13 protein-coding genes are annotated in these 13,631 nt (G+C 64.7%); 8 read left to right on the top strand and 5 right to left on the bottom strand.

Annotated features, from left to right (window positions below; all coding sequences use genetic code 11):
• The first annotated feature begins 95 nt into the window (after positions 1 to 95).
• Positions 96 to 2,084 (top strand): phosphatase PAP2 family protein, encoded by a 1,989-nt coding sequence (locus tag ACEN9T_RS24445; RefSeq protein WP_413707316.1) that lies wholly within the window; start codon positions 96 to 98, stop codon positions 2,082 to 2,084.
• 12 nt (positions 2,085 to 2,096) lie between these two features.
• On the opposite strand, the gene ACEN9T_RS24440 is transcribed toward ACEN9T_RS24445, so the two are convergent.
• Positions 2,097 to 2,978, bottom strand: a complete 882-nt coding sequence (locus ACEN9T_RS24440) for an AraC family transcriptional regulator (RefSeq protein ID WP_413707315.1) — start codon at positions 2,976 to 2,978, stop codon at positions 2,097 to 2,099.
• A 243-nt stretch (positions 2,979 to 3,221) separates the two neighbouring features.
• Here ACEN9T_RS24440 and ACEN9T_RS24435 point away from each other — a divergent pair, with 243 nt between their 5' ends.
• Positions 3,222 to 3,734, top strand: a complete 513-nt coding sequence (locus ACEN9T_RS24435) for a hypothetical protein (RefSeq protein WP_413707314.1) — start codon at positions 3,222 to 3,224, stop codon at positions 3,732 to 3,734.
• 63 nt (positions 3,735 to 3,797) lie between these two features.
• Here ACEN9T_RS24435 and metK read toward each other — a convergent pair whose 3' ends face one another.
• A complete protein-coding gene (metK, locus tag ACEN9T_RS24430; RefSeq protein ID WP_092974328.1) occupies positions 3,798 to 4,988 on the bottom strand; it encodes a methionine adenosyltransferase in 1,191 nt (396 codons plus the stop codon).
• 239 nt (positions 4,989 to 5,227) lie between these two features.
• On the opposite strand from metK, the gene ACEN9T_RS24425 reads away from it, so the two are divergent.
• From ACEN9T_RS24425 to ACEN9T_RS24410, 4 genes are all read left to right on the top strand, one after another.
• Positions 5,228 to 6,076 (top strand): lysophospholipid acyltransferase family protein, encoded by an 849-nt coding sequence (locus ACEN9T_RS24425; RefSeq protein ID WP_092974331.1) that lies wholly within the window; start codon positions 5,228 to 5,230, stop codon positions 6,074 to 6,076.
• Between the two features lie 13 nt (positions 6,077 to 6,089).
• Complete coding sequence (locus tag ACEN9T_RS24420) at positions 6,090 to 6,983, top strand: lipid A biosynthesis lauroyl acyltransferase (RefSeq protein ID WP_252692030.1); 894 nt, start codon at positions 6,090 to 6,092, stop codon at positions 6,981 to 6,983.
• 89 nt (positions 6,984 to 7,072) lie between these two features.
• Positions 7,073 to 7,954, top strand: a complete 882-nt coding sequence (dapF, locus tag ACEN9T_RS24415) for a diaminopimelate epimerase (RefSeq protein ID WP_260803789.1) — start codon at positions 7,073 to 7,075, stop codon at positions 7,952 to 7,954.
• A 64-nt stretch (positions 7,955 to 8,018) separates the two neighbouring features.
• Entirely contained in the window at positions 8,019 to 8,846 is an 828-nt protein-coding gene (locus ACEN9T_RS24410) for a polyphosphate kinase 2 family protein (RefSeq protein WP_092974337.1), read from the top strand.
• A gap of 89 nt (positions 8,847 to 8,935) precedes the next feature.
• Here ACEN9T_RS24410 and pyrE read toward each other — a convergent pair whose 3' ends face one another.
• A complete protein-coding gene (gene pyrE / locus ACEN9T_RS24405) occupies positions 8,936 to 9,613 on the bottom strand; it encodes an orotate phosphoribosyltransferase (RefSeq protein ID WP_045205038.1) in 678 nt (225 codons plus the stop codon).
• Positions 9,614 to 9,645: 32 nt separating this feature from the next.
• Here pyrE and ACEN9T_RS24400 point away from each other — a divergent pair, with 32 nt between their 5' ends.
• Both ACEN9T_RS24400 and argC read left to right on the top strand, forming a co-directional pair.
• On the top strand, positions 9,646 to 10,431 hold the full coding sequence (locus ACEN9T_RS24400) for an exodeoxyribonuclease III (protein ID WP_413707313.1): 786 nt from the start codon (positions 9,646 to 9,648) through the stop codon (positions 10,429 to 10,431).
• 115 nt (positions 10,432 to 10,546) lie between these two features.
• Positions 10,547 to 11,560, top strand: coding sequence for an N-acetyl-gamma-glutamyl-phosphate reductase (gene argC, locus ACEN9T_RS24395; RefSeq protein WP_092974346.1), 1,014 nt, complete (start codon positions 10,547 to 10,549; stop codon positions 11,558 to 11,560).
• Between the two features lie 61 nt (positions 11,561 to 11,621).
• Here the strand turns inward: argC and ACEN9T_RS24390 are convergent, their stop codons facing one another.
• Positions 11,622 to 12,530, bottom strand: a complete 909-nt coding sequence (locus tag ACEN9T_RS24390; RefSeq protein WP_092974349.1) for a prohibitin family protein — start codon at positions 12,528 to 12,530, stop codon at positions 11,622 to 11,624.
• 311 nt (positions 12,531 to 12,841) lie between these two features.
• Positions 12,842 to 13,597, bottom strand: a complete 756-nt coding sequence (locus ACEN9T_RS24385; protein WP_413707312.1) for a YdcF family protein — start codon at positions 13,595 to 13,597, stop codon at positions 12,842 to 12,844.
• Positions 13,598 to 13,631: the final 34 nt, after the last annotated feature.

The raw sequence follows: 13,631 nt of genomic DNA, 5'->3' as shown, positions 1-13,631 counted from the left end.
CAGATTTGTCAACGAAACGTCACCGTTATTTCACGGCGCGTGCTGAGACTGCTGGGCTTTCCAGCGCTCTGTGCGGGTTGCAAGCCCGCCGCACCATGTCCTTCACTGTCCGCCCCGTGTTTTCCCGTCTGCGTCTTTGCTCCAGCCTCGTTGCGCTTTTCGGCGCCCTCGCGCTCACCGCGTGCGGCGGCGGCGATGACAACACCAGCAGCACGTCCGTTGCCACCACGCAGGCCGTTCCGGCGCCGCCGGCAGACCCGGGCTTTGTCGACACGGCTGCCGTGGCCACCGGCGTGCCGGCCTTCGTCGACAACATCGCCACCAACCAGCGCGGCGATGCGCGCTACGCCACGCTCGGCACCAACGCCGGTGTGCGCTTGTTCACGCGCTTTCTCGACCTGTGGCAGCCGCTGACGGAAATCGTGGATGCAGGGGTGAGCGCGCCGGCCAACGGGTCGTTCCCGGCGGTGGTCGCGTCCACGTGGACGGGCCTGCCCAATGACGGCACGGCCGGCGGCACGCAGCTCAATCTGCCGGTCTTGAACGCAAACGTTCAATACGTGGTGAATGCGACCACCAACCGCACGCAGGCCCAGGCCGACGCGGCGTACTTTGACGACCGCCGCGGCAAGGGCTACAGCGTGACCGACGGCATGGGGCCGCTGACCACCGCGTGGCGCACGCTGGCGCAGCAGACCACGTCCATCACCACCGTGCCGGCCGATGCCACGACCGTGCTCTACAACGACAGCGGCAACAACACGGGCGTGGGCACCTCGGGTGGCAATACCGCCTTCGGCAAGGTCGTGGACCTGATCAACACGGTGGGCAACAACGCGTCCACCGAGCCGGCCAAGCGCTTCTACAAATACGCGCGCCCGTACCGCTGGAGCAGCAGCGTGGTGGTGGTGCCGACGCTGGTGCCGGCCGAGAGCCCTACGCCTGCCACCGACGGCGGCTTCATCAGCGGCCACTCGGCCGAGGCGACGCGCGATGCGGTAGCCATGGCGTACTTGGTACCCGAGCGCTTCCAGCAGATGCTGGCGCGCGGCCTGGAACTGGGCGAGAACCGCATCCTGGCCGGCATGCATTCGCCGCTGGACGTGATGGCGGGCCGCATGATCGGCATCGCTGCGGCCGCGGCCAACCTGGTCGACCCGGCCAACGCCACGCTCAAGGCGGCCGCCTTCACGCAGGCGCACACCGCGCTGATGGCGCAGACCGGCACGGATGCCACGACCTTCCCGACGCTGGCCCAGTCCGGCACGCCGGCCACTGACCGCTTTGCCGACTACGCCACCAACCAGGCCAATTTCACGCGCCGCATGACGTTTGGCTTCACGCAGATTGGCGCGACGACGCTTGCGCCGGTAGTGCCCAAGGGCGCCGAGGTGCTGCTGGAAACGCGCTTCCCATATCTGAGCGCTGATCAGCGCCGCGTGGTGCTGAAGACGACGGAGCTGGCTTCCGGGTACCCCGTGCTCGACGATGCCGAAGGTTGGGGCCGCCTGAACCTGTTTGCTGCCGCGGATGGCTACGGCGTGTTCAATGGCAACGTGATCGTGTCGATGGATGCAACGCAGGGCGGCTTCAACGCGGCCGACACGTGGCGCAACGCCATCTCCGGCGCGGGCAAGCTCACGCTGCAAGGCAGCGGCACATTGCGTCTGGCCGGCGCCAACACCTACACCGGCGGCACGCAGGTCGCAGGCGGCGTGCTGGAAGCCGATTCGGCCAACGCGTTCGGTGCGGGCGATGTGTATGTGGGCGCCGGCACGCTGGCCGTCAAGGCGCCGGCAGCGGTGGCCATTGCGGGCAAGTTCACGCAACTGCAGGGCACCACGCTGGATCTGGCCATCGGCCCGAACGGTCAGGGCAAGCTGAGCGTGGCGGGCCTCACCACGATTGCCGGCGGCACGCTGCACGTGAAATTCGTGAACGGCTACGCGCCCAAGGTGGGCGACACCATCGCCGTGGTGGATGGCGCGGGCAGCAACCGCCAGTTCGCGTCGGTGGTCGTTGACGGCTTCAAGGCCACGGCCATCTACACGGCCACCGGCATCCAGATCCACCTGGACGCCTGACCGTCTGAACGCTCACCGGAGCGGCAGAAGCACGTCGGTCACGGCTTCGTGTTCGGGCACATCGGGGTAGAAGCGCACGCGCTGGAACAGCAACGGCGCGTCGCGCAATTCCTCGCCGCTGGCGGGCAGCCAATCGACATACAGGTACGCCACGCTCTGACCGAGCGTGTCGTCGGAGCCCGTGTGGCGCAGCACGGCGTAGCGCCCGCCTGCCAGCGTCTTGGCCATCACGCCCGCTTCATTGGGCGCTACCGGTGTGGGCGTGGCCGCGCAGATGTCCATACGGAACGCCTCGGGCGGCACGTCGTCGGGGTTGTCGTAGACGACGTTGTATGTGGCCGAAACGCTGGGGTGCAGGCGATGCTCGCGGCGCCAGGCGATGAACGCGCGAAGGGTCTCGCCCAGGCGTGCTGGGTCGCCGCGGTGCGCGATGGCCGCGACGGGCACGGCTTCGCGTTCGACGATCTCGACGGAATGGGGTTGCGGTTGTGCGGGCATGTGTTGGCTCCTGAGGGCGCGCAGCGCCTGTAGATCGGTGGCCCAGGACGCCCACTGCGGCGCCGCCCGAAATGCCGACGGCGATTGTCCCGCCTGCCTGCGGAACGCCCGCGCAAATGCTTCCGGCCCTTCGTATCCGCACGCCAGCGCGATGTCGGTGATACGCGCATCGTCGCGATAGGCGAGTTGATGCGCGGCGCGCTTCAGGCGCAGCAACTGCACATAGCGCCGGACGTTCATGCCGAACAGCAACGAGAACTGGCGGTGAAAGTGGTACCTGGAAAACGCCGCCACGTCGGCCAACCCATCCACGTCCAGCGTGTCTTCCAGATGCGCGTCGATGTGTGCGAGCACGGCGCGGAAGCGGGCGAGGTAGCGGTCGGTGGCGGTGGTCAATGCGATAGCTCCTGGGTGGCGATACGGTATCGCCAGCAGGCTTGCTGCGCCTGATCGAAATTGCGCAATTGCCTGCCGTGATGTTTGGCCCGGGCCGCCCGCCATGGGGCGTGGTTGGGCACATGCGGCGCATATCGGCGCCGCCTTGGCGTCCCTAGAGTGGGTTGTGCCGTGAGGACGGTTCCTTGCGGTGCGCCGGCATACAGGCCGGTGGCTCACGCTCATGGATGACGAGGCCACATCATGGCAGAACAGACGCTCTACACATCGCACAACAACTATTCGAGCCTGCAGACGCAGGGCGGCGGGACCGACACCGAACGCCGCCTCGGCTGGTGCGCCGCCGCCAGCGCGCTCTGGTGCAAGAACACGCTGGACGCGTCGATCGCGCCCAAGGATTCCGACCCGAGCAAGCTGCGCGCCGGCATCTTGCAGGTCAAATATCGTTGGGATCCGAATGGCAATGGGCAGGACGTGCTGAACCTGCTGCACAACTTGGAGCTGAACGGCACGCGCGTGGCCGACGATGTGGCGCTGGCCGCCATGCTGGATACGGTGGTCGGCACGCCCGATGTGTATTGGATTGCCGATGAAACGCATGCAATGGCAGTCGACACGCGCGCCGGCCGGCAATTGTTCTACGACATCGAGAACGGACTTTTCCAGTACGCCAGCGGCGCTGAATTGCGCCAGGGCATTCAGTCGCGCTACGGCAAATCGCAGGAGTGGACGGCTTTCCGCGTCACGCATCAGTGAGCGAGCGTAGCGCCCAAGAAAAAACCGCCCCGAAGGGCGGTTTTCTCTGATGCGAGCGCTGGCTCAGGCAAACGCCTTGGCCGGCTCGCCCGCCAGGCCAGCCGCTTCGCGCAGCAGCAGGGCCTTGTCGGTGGCCTCCCAGCTGAACTCCGGCTCTTCGCGGCCGAAGTGGCCGTACGCGGCGGTCTTTTCGTAGACCGGGCGCAGCAGGTCCAGCATCTGCACGATGCCCTTCGGGCGCAGGTCGAAATGCTCGTGCACGAGCTTGGCGATCTGGTCGTCCGGGATCACGCCCGTACCTTCCGTGTACACCGTGATGTTGATCGGGCGTGCCACGCCAATCGCGTAGCTCACTTGCACCTGGCACTGGCGCGCCAGGCCGGCGGCCACCACGTTCTTGGCCACGTAGCGCGCGGCGTAGGCGGCCGAACGGTCGACCTTCGATGGGTCCTTGCCCGAGAACGCACCGCCGCCGTGAGGGGCTGCGCCACCGTACGTGTCGACGATGATCTTGCGGCCGGTCAGGCCGCAGTCGCCTTGCGGGCCGCCGATGACGAAGCGGCCGGTCGGGTTCACCAGATACTTGGTGTCGGCCAGCATGTGCGAAGGCAGCACCGGCTTGATGATCTCTTCGATCACGGCTTCGCGGATGGCCTCTTGCGACATCTCCGGCGCGTGCTGGGTGGACAGCACCACGGTATCCACGCTGTGCGGCTTGCCATCCACATAGCGCACGGTCACCTGCGACTTGGCGTCCGGGCGCAGCCAGGGCAGGCGGCCGTCGCGACGCAGTTGCGACTGGCGCTCGACCAGGCGGTGTGCATAGTAGATCGGGAAGGGCATCAGTTCGGGCGTTTCATCGCACGCGTAGCCGAACATCAGGCCCTGGTCGCCGGCGCCCTGGTTCAGGTAGTCGTCCGATGCGCGGTCCACGCCCTGCGCGATGTCCGGCGATTGCTTGTCGTAAGCGACGAGGACGGCACAGCCCTTGTAGTCGATGCCGTAGTCGGTGTTGTCGTAGCCGATGCGCTTGATGGTCTCGCGCGCAACGTGGATGTAGTCGACGTTGGCCGTCGTGGTGATTTCACCCGCGAGCACCACCAGGCCGGTGTTGCACAGCGTTTCTGCTGCGACGCGCGCATATTTGTCCTGGGCGAGGATGGCGTCCAGGATGGCGTCGGAAATCTGGTCGGCGACCTTGTCGGGATGGCCCTCGGAGACCGACTCCGAGGTGAAGAGGAAGTCGTTTGACACGGCTGTTAGCTCCAGATTGGCTATCACGTTGCCAATCCGTTAAGCCACGGCCGGCGACGCTTTAGCGGTATTTAGCAACCTTGCCGAGGTTTGTGGCCAAGCAAGGATTCGCCCCGCAAGTTGTCAGTTAACTCGGCGAATCGCGCTATTATACGCGGCACTTTTCTGGGCCGCAGCAAGGCCTGCCAAGACCCTGCTCCCCTGTCGACTGCGACCAACACATTGCAGCGTACGCACGCATGACCTTCCTCTACTGGCTGTTTTCACGCCTGCCCCTGCCAGTGCTGCAGGCGCTGGGCGGCTGGCTGGGAGCGTTGGCCGCCAAGGTGCCCGGCCGCTATCACGACCGGCTCATCGCCAACTTCCGCCACGCCTATCCCGACGTCACGCCCGCCATGCTCAAAGAGGCCGGGCGCTCCGCCGGCCGGATGGTGTTCGAGATGCCGTACTTCTGGGTGCGCAAGAACGGGGCGCAGGTCGCTCCGCACCTGTTCGACGTCTGCCGGTCTGTGATCGAACGGGCGCTTGCCGACGGGCGCGGCCTGATCTTCCTCACGCCGCATCTGGGCTGCTTCGAGGTCTTGCCGCAGGCCTACGCGAACGAGCATCCGGTCACATCGCTGTTCAAGCCGCCGCGCAAGGAAAGCCTGCGCACCTGGATCGAGAACATGCGCAAGGGGCCTAACATGCACATGGCGCCGGCGGACCCGCGCGGTGTGCGCATGCTCGTGCGCGCACTCAAGCGCGGTGAGGCTATTGGCATCCTGCCCGACCAGACGCCCACCGGCGGCGAGGGCGTATGGGCGCCGTTCTTCGGCAAGCCGGCCTATACGATGACGCTGGTGCACCGTTTGCACCGGCTGACAGGTGCGCCGGTCGTGGCCTTGTTTGCCGAGCGACTGCCGCGCGGCGCGGGCTACCGCCTGCACGTGGAAGAGATCGGCGATCTGCCTGAAGATGCCACGCAGGCCGCCACCCGCATCAATGCCGCCATTGAACGGTTGATTGCCGTGGCGCCGACGCAATATCTCTGGGGCTATAACCGCTACAAGCATCCCAAGGGCGCGGACGCTCCGCCTGCTGCCTGACACTGCTGCCTTTATGGAACGTTTCTCTGCCAAACTCGGACTCGGCTTTTTGTGGCTGTTGTCCTTCCTGCCGTACGGTTTTGTCGCGCGTTTTGGCGAAGGCCTGGGCGGGCTGCTGTACCGCATTCCCAATGGCCGCCGCCGCGTGGTGCTGGCCAACCTGCGCGCCTGTTTTCCCGAGAAGTCCGACGCCGAGCGTGAAGCCATGGCGCACGACGTCTTCCGCAAGGTCTTCCGCAGCTTTGCCGAGCGCTCGTTTGCGTGGTTCGCATCAGAAAAGCGCCTGATGCGCGTGGTGAAGATCGACGACCAGGCCAATCTGCCGGCGCTCCACGGCCAGCCGCACATTCTCGTCACCCTGCATCTGTCAGGTGTGGAGATCGGCGCGCTGGCACTGACGGACTACCTGCGCACGCACGTCGGCAACGCGGGCTGCTCGCTGTACACGCGCATGGCCAATCCGGTGCTCGATGACGCCATCAAGGCGCTGCGCAGCCGCTTTGGCGCGACCATGGTGTCGCGCAACGAAAACATCCGCCAGATCATGCGCACCATCAAGCGCGGCGAGGCGCTGCAGCTCATCTCCGACATGGATTTCGGCGAGCGCGACTCCGAGTTCGTGCCGTTCTTCGGCGTGCCGGCGCTCACGCTCAACGCCATTCCGCGCATGGCGTCGATGACGGGCGCCAAGGTCGTGCCGATGTACACCGAGATCCTGCCGAACTACGAGGGCTATGCGCTGCGCATCCTGCCCGCGTGGGAGAACTACCCCACCGGCGACCTGACCGCCGATACGCGCCGGATGAACGCCTTCTTTGAAGACGCGATCCGCCCGCGCATCACCGAGTATTACTGGGTGCACAAGCGCTTCAAGCACCGCCCAGAAGGCATGCCGGGCATTTATTGATGCCTGCAGCCGGCCCAGGGCAACCGGGGCCGGCTCGCTTTAGAATGGGCGTTTTCCGAACGCTCATCGCCGCATCTGTGCGGCCCGCCATGAAACTGCACTTCACCAAGATGCACGGCGCGGGCAACGACTTTGTCGTGCTCGACGGCATCCAGACCCCCATCGACTTCACGCCCGAGCAATGGGCTGCCATTGCTGACCGCCACTTTGGCGTGGGGGCGGACCAACTCCTGCTGGTCGAGCGTTCGACACGGCCCGACGTCGATTTTCGCTACCGCATCTTCAATCACGACGGCGGCGAGGTGGAGCACTGCGGCAACGGTGCCCGCTGCTTCGTCAAGTTCGTCACCGACCGGGGTTTGACCGATAAGCGCACCGTGCGCGTGGAAGTCATGAACGGCATTGCCACGCTGACGATGCAGGACGACGGCCAGGTCACAGTTGACATGGGCGCACCGGTGTTCGAGGCGGCGCGCCTGCCGTTCCTGCCCGAGGGCCTGCCCACCCGCGTCGAAGGCGACGACACGCAGCACGCGCTGCAGATCAACGGCCGCACTGAATGGCTGTCGACCGTGTCGATGGGCAATCCGCACGCCGTGCAGATCGTCGACGATACGGAGGCCTTTCCCGTACTGGAAGACGGCCCGTTGATCGAATCGCATGCCGTGTTTCCGCGTCGCGTGAATGCGGGTTTCATGCAGATCGTCGATCGCCATTCCGTGCGTCTGCGCGTGTACGAGCGCGGCGCGGGCGAGACGCTCGCCTGTGGAACCGGCGCGTGCGCAGCGGTGGTGGCCGGCATCCGCCGTGGCCTGATCGATTCGCCCGTCAAGGTGGCCACACATGGCGGCGATCTGACCATCGCGTGGGCGGGCGTTGGCCAGCCGGTCATGATGACGGGGCCCGCCACAACCGTCTTTGAAGGCACGTTGGACCTGGATGCGCTCAAGCTGACCGCCGCCGCGCATTGATACCTCGGATAGCGCACGGCGGCCTGCCGCCTACCTCAGAACAACAAGCCAACAAGGAGATACCGTGGCATCCAGCGGCAAGAACCCGATTGACTCCTGGTATTTCGACGGCAGCAGCAAGTTCAAGATTGCCAAGTTCGATCCTGCCGCCAAGCCGTGCACCACAGGCAGTAAGGCCGGTGACCTGGCGCAGCTGGCCGAACTGTCTGCGCGCATTGAGGCACTCCAGGACATTTTCTATGCTGAGCATCGGCGCAAGTTGTTGGTCGTGCTGCAAGGCATGGATACCGCGGGCAAGGATGGCACGGTACGCACCGTGTTCCGTGCGCTCGACCCGCTCGGTCTGCGCGTAAAGGGCTTCAAGGTGCCGACGCCCCTGGAGCTGGCGCACGACTTTCTCTGGCGCATCCATGCGGAGGTGCCGGCCGCTGGCGAGATCGTCATCTTCAATCGCAGCCATTACGAAGATGTGCTGGTCACTCGCGTGCATGGAGACATCGACGCCGCCGAGTGCAAGCGCCGCTACGCTCACATCAACGCTTTCGAGCAGATGCTGGCCGAGACCGGTACCACCATCGTCAAGTGCTTTTTGCATATCTCCAAGGATGAGCAGCGCGACCGGCTGCAGGAGCGCATCGACGATCCGCAGAAGCACTGGAAGCTCGGGATGGCGGACATTGAAGAACGCAAGCTCTGGGATGCCTACATGGCCGCCTACGAAGACGCGGTCAATGCCACAGCCACCCCGCACGCGCCGTGGCACATCATTCCGGCCAACTCCAAGTCGCATCGCAGCCTGATGGTGGCGGAGATTCTGCTGCAGGTGATGGAGCGGCTGAAGCCGGAGTATCCGGCGGGGAATCCGGCGTTTAAGGGGTTGAAGATCGAGTAGGGTGTTGGGTTGTGGGTTTATGAACCACAAAAAACAAAACCCCGGCGAAGTCCATCAACCGGGGTTTCCCAACAGCACAGCAAAAAGCGTCAGATCGCGCTAACGCCGTATTTGTCCCGATAGGCCGCAGCCTTTTCACGATACCCAGCCAGCGCCGGATCACCAGCCCCATCCAGATACCCCAGCAGATCATCCAGGTTGGCAATCGACACAACGGGCATCCCATACTGAGCCTGCACATCCTGCACCGCAGAGCGCTCGCCGATATCCACAGCATTGCCGCTGCGCTCCATCCGATCCATCAGGATCAGCACGGCAGCCGGCGTCGCGCCAGCGGCGCGAATCAGCTCAACCGACTCGCGCACCGAAGTGCCAGCGGAAATCACGTCATCGACGATCACCACGCGCCCTTGCAGCTTCGCGCCGACCAGGCTGCCGCCTTCGCCGTGGTCCTTGGCTTCCTTGCGGTTGTACGCAAAGCCCACATTGCGGCCCAGGCCCGCGAGCGCCACGGCGGTGGCCGATGCCAGGGTGATGCCCTTGTAGGCCGGCCCGAACAGCATGTCGAACTCGACACCCGAGTCCAGCAAGGTTTTCGCATAGAATTGCGCGACTTGGCCCAGCAGGGCGCCGTCTGCAAACTTGCCGGCGTTGAAGAAATAGGGCGACGTCCGCCCCGCCTTGGTCACGAATTCCCCGAACGACAGCACGCCGGCTTCCACCGCAAAGCGGATGAAGGATTGGCGCAACTCGCTGTTTTGGCTCATCTTTTTTCTCTGGTCTGCAAAAAAGTCCCGCCATGTTACGCATCATTTCCGCCAACCTCAACGGCGTTCGCTCCGCTGCCAGCAAAGGCTTTTTTGAATGGATGGGCAAGCAGGACGCCGATTTCGTCTGCGTGCAGGAACTGAAATGCGCGCAAGACGACATGACGCCTGAATTCCTGGCGCCGCACGGCTACCACGGCGTGTTCCAGCACGCGGTGAAAAAGGGCTACAGCGGCGCGGGCATCTACACGCGCCACAAGCCCGACGAGGTCATCATCGGCTTCGATAACGGCGAGTTCGACGCCGAAGGCCGTTACGTCGAAGCCCGCTACGGCAAGCTGTCGATCATCTCGGTCTACGTGCCGTCGGGCTCCAGCGGCGAAGAGCGCCAGCAGGCCAAGTTCCGCTTCATGGACCTGTTCATGGAGCACCTCAAAGACCTGCGCCACGAAAAGGGCCGCGAGGTCGTGCTGTGCGGCGACGTCAACATCGTCCACAAGGAAATCGACATCAAGAACTGGAAGGGCAACCAGAAGAACTCCGGCTGCTTGCCTGAAGAGCGCGCGTGGCTGACCAAGCTGTTCGACGAGGTCGGCTATGTGGATGTGTTCCGCACGCTCGACCAGCGCCCCGAGCAGTACACCTGGTGGAGCAACCGCGGCCAGGCGTACGCAAAGAACGTCGGGTGGCGTATCGATTACCAGATCGCCACGCCAGGCATTGCCGCCACGGCGCGCCGCACGTCGATCTTCAAGGACATCAAGTTCTCCGATCACGCGCCGCTGACGATCGATTACGACACCAAGGTGCATTGGTAAGCACTTTATTGCGCTGCCGCAGACATTTCTTCGTCAGCCGCTACAATGCAAAACTCACGCGCCGGCATGGGGCCGGCGTTGTGCTTTTTGCTCCTCTGTTTTTAGCGAGATCGCCATGGCATTCAAGGTTTTCGTCGACGGTCAGGAAGGCACCACGGGCCTTCGCTTGCTCGACTATCTGTCGCAACGTGACGATATCGAGCTGCTGCGCATCGCCGAAGACAAGCGCAAGGATTCCGCCGAGCGCGCCAAGTTCCTGAATGCCGCCGATGTCGCATTCCTGTGCCTGCCGGACGTCGCCTCGCGCGAGGCCGTCTCGCTGGTCAACAATCCGAACACCTGCATCATTGACGCCAGCACCGCGTTCCGCACGTCGGATGACTGGGTCTACGGCCTGCCCGAACTGGCTCAGGGCCAGCGCGAGCGCCTGCGCAACACCAAGCGCATCGCCGTGCCGGGCTGCCACGCCAGCGCCTTCGTGCTGCTGATGCGCCCGCTGGTGGAAGCGGGCATCGTGCCGGCCGACTACCCGGTCACCGCGTTCTCGCTCACCGGCTACAGCGGCGGCGGCAAGGCGATGATCGCCGACTACCTCGCCGCCAATAATCCGAAGCTCGACAGCCCGCGCCCGTACGCGCTGGCACTGGCACACAAGCACCTGCCGGAGATGCGCGTGCAGAGCAAGCTGTCGCTCGCCCCGATTTTCACGCCGGTGGTCGGTAACTTCCTCAAGGGCCTGGCCGTGACGATCGGCCTGCACCCGCAGCATCTGGCACGCAAGGCGAGCCCGGCAGACATCGCCAAGGTGTTTGCCGATTATTACCAGGGCGAGCAGTTCATCCGCGTGGCGCCGGCTGACAACGTTACGACGCTCGACAACGGCTTCTTCGATGTGCAGGGCGCCAACGACACCAACCGCGCCGACCTGTTCGTGTTCGGCTCCGACGAGCGCATGGTCGTCACCGCGCGTCTGGACAACCTGGGCAAGGGCGCGGCCGGCGCCGCGGTGCAATGCATGAACGTGCATCTGGGCGTGGACGAAGCGACCAGCCTGCACGTGGAAGCGCCGATTCCTGCAGCCGGCGCCGAGCACGCCGTGCGCGAAGCCGCTCCAGGTTTTGCGAGCTGATTGCCGCCTGAGCTGAAACGAAAAACGCGCCTTCGGGCGCGTTTTTCTTTGCCGGCGCGACTTACTTGCTTTGCGCGCCTGCCGGAATGTTGAACAGCATGCCGCCGCCGTTGCCGCCCGCCATCACGCTCGGCGTCACGCCGTTCCATTTCTCGATGGCGGCGCGTTCGAGTTTCAGGCGTTCCCACGCAAGCAGGCGGTCATCCAGCGATGAGGCGAGCGCATGGTTGGCCGCGGCTTCGCCTTCCGCAATCGCCACCTTCTTCTTGGCTTCGGCCTGGGCGGAACGCACTTCGTTCTCGGTGCGGATCGCGTCCTGGATGGCCTTGGTCTTTGCGCTCACCGCATCGAGCAACGCACGCGGCGGACGCAGCGAGCCGACAATGCCGAACTGCTTGATCGACACGCCCAGCGGTGCAAGCCGCGCGTCCAGCTCGTTGGTCAGCCGCGCGACGAACTCTTCCTTCTTGCCGCCGTTCACGTCATCAAAGTTGTATTCGGAGCCGATGGCGACGATCACGTTGCGTGCCGTGTCGCGCAGGTAGCCGTGCGTGAAGGTCTCGATGCGATCGGCGCGGAAGTTGGTGTAGAACGCCGGCACCTTGTCGCGGTCGAGCTGGTACGAGACGGCCACGTCCACATTCACGGGCACGGCGTCCTTGGTATTGAACGTCAGCTCTTCGTTGAGCGCGTGGCCTTCGTTCACATCCTGCGTCCAGATCACGCGCTGCACGTAGGTCGGGTACTGGATGATCGCCGTCTGCACAGGGTTGTAGAAGACGAACCCGGTGACGACGTTTTCATGTGTGATGCCGCGATCGACGAGCCGGTTGATCTTGATGCCCGTGTAGCCGGGCGGAATGATCTGCCAGTTCAGCAGGAAAGTCCGCCCGATGGCCAGCGCCGCAATGGCGCCAAAGACGAGCGCGAGCAGTTTGACCGGCAGCTTGCTTGCCGTGACTTGAGGTATGAGGGTTCCCCTTGTTTGTTGGTTTGCTTCTGAGGTGTGGCTGGCGGGGCGGGCGCGTTGCTTACGCAACGGCCCACTTGCTGGCGCAGGAATCGTCAGCGATTCCCGTCAGGGATGGCCGCGCCCGGTGGGCGGGTGGTGGCAAGCAAGCTTGCCAATGGTGATGAGGCGGTGAGCTTCAATACGGCCGAGATGGCGCATTGCGATGCCCGGATGTTGCGATGCACAAAGTATAGGCCGGCGCCGGATTTTTGCTTCCCTCCGGAAGCACTAGAGCGCGGCTTCGAATGCGCGGGCGTTGTGGAGTCGAATCAGGCGTCGCCGGGGTTGATGCGCGCAGGGTTCCAGCCCAGTGCGTTGTAGACGTGATAGCGCGCGATGCCGATCCATTCGTGCAGCGCGAAATCCGTCAGCGCGAAGTTGTACGCCATCGGCAAGGGCGAGGCCGCGGCCTGCAGATCGTCGGCGCGCACGGGAACCGGCGCCATGCCGAAGTGCGTGAAATACAGCAGGCTGCGTCGTAGGTGGATGGCCGACGAGACGAGCACCGTGCGATCAGCCGCATATTGCGCAAGCACCGTGCGCGAGAACTGGGCGTTCTGCCACGTATTCATGCTCTTGGGCTCCATCAGCACGTCGGCCTTGTCGACGCCGAGGGCAACGAGTTCGCGGCCATACACCGTGGCTTCCGGCTCGCCGTGATGGCGGGCATCGCCACCGCTGACAAGGATCTTGCAATCGCCGTCGGCCTTGCGGCACGCCTGGTACAACTGCGCGGCTTCGACCAGGCGCGGATACGAGAACAGCCCCGGCTCGACCGCGTCGCCCACGCGGAACGTGCCCGCGCCCAGCAGCACGATGGCGTTGCGCGCGCCCCATTGGACGTGCGGCTCGTTCTCGAAGGGCTTTTCCAGTGAATCCAGCAGCCACGCCGGCGCAGGCCCGCACCCGATCACCATCACCAGCACACCCGAGAACACCGCCAACCCGCGCGCAGCCCGACGTCGGCCGCGTGCTGCACACACCGCTGCCACGATCACCAGCACACACAGGATGGTCAGGCTCACAGGTTCCTCCAGGTTGGCGCTCACGCGCGTACGT

The sequence above is a fragment of the Ralstonia sp. Ralssp110 genome (genome assembly GCF_047325135.1).
Lineage (GTDB): Bacteria > Pseudomonadota > Gammaproteobacteria > Burkholderiales > Burkholderiaceae > Ralstonia > Ralstonia mojiangensis.
This window is presented reverse-complemented; position numbering and strand designations above follow the sequence as displayed.